The sequence below is a fragment of the Halobacillus sp. genome, from assembly GCF_049282395.1.
Classification (GTDB): Bacteria; Bacillota; Bacilli; order Bacillales; family Halobacillaceae; genus Halobacillus.
The window spans coordinates 1-4,660 of the sequence record NZ_JBAPTY010000396.1 but is presented as its reverse complement, the minus strand read 5'-3'; the positions used below and the strand labels follow the sequence as shown (position 1 = coordinate 4,660).

Annotated in this window: 5 protein-coding genes; 3 read left to right on the top strand and 2 right to left on the bottom strand. The window is 41.5% G+C overall.

What is annotated here, in order from left to right; all coding sequences use genetic code 11:
• Positions 1-118 precede the first annotated feature (118 nt).
• Both WAM07_RS16655 and yhfH read right to left on the bottom strand, forming a co-directional pair.
• On the bottom strand, positions 119-256 hold the full coding sequence (locus WAM07_RS16655; protein WP_422168534.1) for a hypothetical protein: 138 nt from the start codon (positions 254-256) through the stop codon (positions 119-121).
• Between the two features lie 309 nt (positions 257-565).
• Positions 566-694, bottom strand: coding sequence for a protein YhfH (gene yhfH / locus WAM07_RS16650; protein WP_087946050.1), 129 nt, complete (start codon positions 692-694; stop codon positions 566-568).
• A 118-nt stretch (positions 695-812) separates the two neighbouring features.
• Between yhfH and WAM07_RS16645 the strand changes: the two genes are divergently transcribed.
• The 3 genes from WAM07_RS16645 to WAM07_RS16635 all read left to right on the top strand — a co-directional run bounded on the left by WAM07_RS16645 (position 813) and on the right by WAM07_RS16635 (position 4,356).
• Positions 813-1,544: an MBL fold metallo-hydrolase gene (locus WAM07_RS16645; RefSeq protein ID WP_422168533.1), complete on the top strand. Its 732-nt coding sequence runs from the start codon at positions 813-815 to the stop codon at positions 1,542-1,544.
• Between the two features lie 68 nt (positions 1,545-1,612).
• Entirely contained in the window at positions 1,613-2,614 is a 1,002-nt protein-coding gene (locus WAM07_RS16640) for a lipoate--protein ligase (protein ID WP_422168532.1), read from the top strand.
• A 203-nt stretch (positions 2,615-2,817) separates the two neighbouring features.
• Positions 2,818-4,356, top strand: coding sequence for a fatty acid--CoA ligase family protein (locus WAM07_RS16635; RefSeq protein WP_422168531.1), 1,539 nt, complete (start codon positions 2,818-2,820; stop codon positions 4,354-4,356).
• The last annotated feature ends 304 nt before the right edge of the window (positions 4,357-4,660 follow it).

The following is a 4,660-nucleotide window of genomic DNA, read 5'->3' as shown; positions in this document are numbered from 1 at the left end:
GCTTTATGCCTCAACCTTTCCACCCCCTAATCAGGAACGTATGTTCTTATTTTAGAATATCACGGAAGGGAGAATATTCAAAGGCATTTGCCTTACGGCAACGGCATTCATCTCCCCCTTACCACCGGTCTTCGACACGGCGCTTGAAGAGGGAGTCTTCTGCCGATGAATGATAAAATAACACCCGGGTGCGTTTGTAAAGGTAAACTCCGCTGATCCAGGGAAGAATAAATCCTAATACAATATTAATCAGCAAAGTGGAATCCCCCTATAAATAGAAAGGTTGAGACAATTTAAACGTCATTACTATTATGGGACCGTACTTATTTGTTATAAATGTTAAATTATGTAAGGTTACTTGGTGTTTTATTTAAGTTGTTGCAATACAGGGATCATCTCTTTTCATAATCACGGTTCTCGTCACCGGCTTACGACATCCAATAAAAATAGAAAACCATTGATACCAGGCATCTCTGAACATTAAAAAATCGCAAAAAAAAGCAGCTTTTTGCTCAGCTGCTCCAAATTACATGTTCCAGATTCAATTTTTTGTGGAATACTAGAATTAGTGAGCCGGGTGGTCGCATTCGTCGCAAACGTTACCATAGCAATCAGCTTTTTCCTGGATAACATCACCGCACTTGGAGCATTGTTTCTCGGGCAAATTTCGGAAGAATTCAATTACGCTCATCATGTTACATCGCCTCCAATTAATTTAGTGTAAAGCCATTGTATTATAACAATATGCAGAAATCAACAGTCTGTTATAAAACAATTTAAAAATAGGCACAAAGTTACAAGGAGTGATAAAGATGAAAGTTACAGTAATCGGTTATTGGGGAGCCTACCCTGAGGCGGGAAGCGCTACTTCAGGGTATTTATATGAACAGGACGGGTTCAAAATGCTCATTGATTGTGGAAGTGGTGTGCTATCCAGGCTGCAGCAATTCACCAATCTTATGGACCTGGATGCGGTGGTGCTGTCGCATTACCACCACGATCATGTAGCCGATATCGGTCCTTTACAGTATGCTTACCTTGTACAGAACTCCCTGAACGACACCAATGAAGTTCTTCCAATCTACGGACACAAGGAAGACAAAGCAGCGTTTAAAGCCTTGACTCATCAATACACCAAAGGGGTGGAGTATGACCCGGGCAAGAGTCTGCAGGTAGGACCGTTTACGATTGATTTTCAAAAAACAGAGCATCCGGTTCCTTGTTACGGGATGAGCATTACGGATGGAAATGAAACCGTTGTTTACACAGCAGATACTAGTTATTTCTCTGATTGGGCTGAATTTGCTAACAATGCCGATCTTCTAATTACAGATACCAACTTCTTTAAAGGAATGGATGGAAAAGGACCTGGGCATATGACGAGTACAGAAGCAGCTACCATTGCAGCTAAGGCTTCCGTCGGTACCCTATGGCTTAGCCATCTGCCTCACTTTGGTGTACAGGGACGGCTTCTGCAGGAAGCACAGGATGTGTTCCAGGGAACGATCCAAATAGCTACGGAAGGTTTAACGTGGGGAGAATAGATTGTCTAAATGTGTCGAAACCATTACAATAAGGAATTAGAACAGTCTTTGTGGAAAGGATGAGAATGATGTTATTTATTGATCACGAAGGAATCAATGACCCTACGATTAACCTTGCGATTGAGGAGTACGCGTTGAAAAACCTCGATATTAACGAAACGTACTTGCTTTTTTACGTGAATGAGCCCTCCATCATTATTGGTAAAAACCAGAACACAGTGGAAGAAATTAATACTAATTACGTGGAAGAGAACGGCATACATGTCGTACGCCGGTTATCTGGCGGGGGAGCGGTTTACCATGACCTTGGTAATTTAAGTTTTAGTTTTATTACGAAGGACGATGGGGATAGCTTTCACGACTTTGCTAAATTCACCAAACCAGTAACAGAAGCGCTGAAGCAGATCGGTGTGAACGCAGAACTATCCGGACGAAATGATGTAGTTGCTGAAGATGGACGGAAAATTTCAGGGAATGCTCAATTTTCAACCAAAGGGCGGATGTTCAGTCATGGAACGCTAATGCTGGATTCAGAAATTGAAAATGTAGTATCAGCTCTTAATGTGAAAACCGAAAAGATCAAATCCAAGGGCATTAAATCCATTCGCAGCCGCGTAGCGAATATTTCTGAGTTTCTAGAAGAAAAAATCTCCATGGAGGAATTCAAAAACCTTATTCTGCGTCATATTTTCGACGTTGAAGATGTAAAAGATGTGCCTCAGTATAAATTAACGGAAGAAGATTGGGAGAAGATCTATAAGCTTTCAGAAGAGAGATACCGTAACTGGGACTGGAATTATGGAAAATCTCCTAAATTCAATATTCAGCATACCGAGCGCATTGAAGGTGCCGGCAGTTATGATGTACGTCTGGATGTAGCAAAAGGTTATATTAAAAATGCTAAAATTTATGGCGACTTCTTCGGCGTAGGGGACATCAGTGATGTAGAAGAGAAGCTGATTGGTACGCAATACAACCGTCAGGCAATTGCAGAAACTCTCGAAGATATTGATATTTCCCAGTATTTAGGTAAAATCAGCATTGAACAGTTTTTGGATATCGTATACTAAAGTGTTTTGCAAGGATGATAAGATTAAATCCCTTAAATGATAATTCATACAGTCAGCCAAAGATTCCTCATGCGATGAGGGATCTTTTTTATACTTCTTTGACGAAACTTGCTAATTAATTGTCAGTATTTTATAATTAGATTGAAAATTTAAAACAATAATATGAATGATTATTCATTCAGAATAAAAAAGGGGAGTCATTCATGAATTTAAGTGAACAGTTGTCCGTAACAGCTCAGCGTAACCCTTCTAAAGATGCTTACATATTTCAGGGACAAAAGGTGAGTTATCAGGAATTTGATGCGTCAGTTACGAAGTTTGCTTCCAGATTGACCGAATTAGGCTACGGGAGGCATGACCACATTGCCCTTGTCAGTGGAAACAGTCCGCTATTTATGATCGGTTTATACGGAGCACTGCGCGCAGGGATTACGGTTATTCCCATCAATCCGACTTATACAGCCGATGAAATGAGCTACATCCTGAAGAATGGGGATGTAAAAGCTGTCATCACGATGGATGTATTACTTGAAGTATTTGAGAAAATGGACGACCAGTTAGAGGTGTATCATTATTTTACCGCAGACACAGGTTCAGGCATTGATTTGAACAACTCTCCGTTATCCCAAAAAATGAAATCGTTTACAACTGTATTGTCCGAAGGGAAACTGGATTACGATCCCCCAAGTCTGGATAGTGAAGATACGGCCGTTATTCTCTACACTTCCGGCACAACGGGTAAACCCAAAGGAGCTATGCTCACGCACAAAAACTTGTATTCCAATGCGGTAGATGTCGCCAATTACTTGCAAATATCATCGGAGGATCGCGTTATAGCTACTTTACCTATGTTCCATGTATTCTGCTTAACGGTCGCTTTAAACGCTCCGATTATGAACGGAGGGACGGTCTTAATTGTGCCAAAATTCTCCCCTCAGAATGTCTTTACCATAGCTGAGGAATATCAAGCTACCGTCTTTGCAGGTGTACCAACTATGTATAACTACCTGCAGCAAACCGGCAAGGATCAAGTTCACGCATTTTCCAATATGAGACTCTGCATATCCGGCGGCTCTTCTCTTCCTGTTGCTCTGCTGGAGTCGTTTGAAAAACAATTTAATGTGCGAATCTCAGAGGGATATGGTTTATCAGAAGCTTCTCCTGTTACGACATTCAACCCTTTAGATCGTCCTCGAAAAGCTGGTTCTATTGGGTCCAATATTCGCAATGTAGAAAATAAAGTGGTAGACGAGCTCGGAGATGAGGTTCCAGTCGGAGAGGTAGGCGAATTGATCGTCCGCGGTCCGAACGTGATGAAAGGCTATTATAAGTTACCTGAGGAAACGGCTGTAACCATCCGTGAAGGCTGGCTTTACACAGGAGATATGGCACGGGTGGATGAAGAAGGTTATTTTTATATTGTGGATCGTAAAAAAGATATGATTCTTGTAGGCGGCTACAATGTCTATCCAAGAGAAGTAGAGGAAGTATTATATAATCATCCGGATATTACGGAAGTCGCTGTAGTCGGAGCACCTGACCCAGAGCTTGGGGAGGCCGTCATCAGCTTTGTAGTATCCAGTAATCCATCCATTAATGAAAATATACTGCGTGAGTACTGCCGGGAACATTTAGCTAAATATAAAGTTCCTTCCCGGATAGAGTTCATGGAAGAACTGCCTAAAAACACGACCGGTAAAATCCTGCGGAAGAATTTACGCGAGAAACTGGCTCAATCTTAATGAGTTAGACTCTCAAACTGAGATGGTACAGAGATAATATAAGTAGATAGGGGGGTGTCTGCTTAGTAAACTTCTGATGATTATTCATAGAAGGCTTATTAAAGTATAGGGCCGATTAGTTGAAGACTTAGTTCGAGATAATTTGAGCCCGTTACGATATTTAGAGAAGGACTGGTGGGGAAATAACTCGTCTTGTTCCATCACCCAGACACTCGAGACATAAGCCGTTCATCAACGGATGGAAAAACCACCATCCTTTTGATGCTCGGCTTATGCTGGTCGTGTCTTTCGGGGTGATTCCACA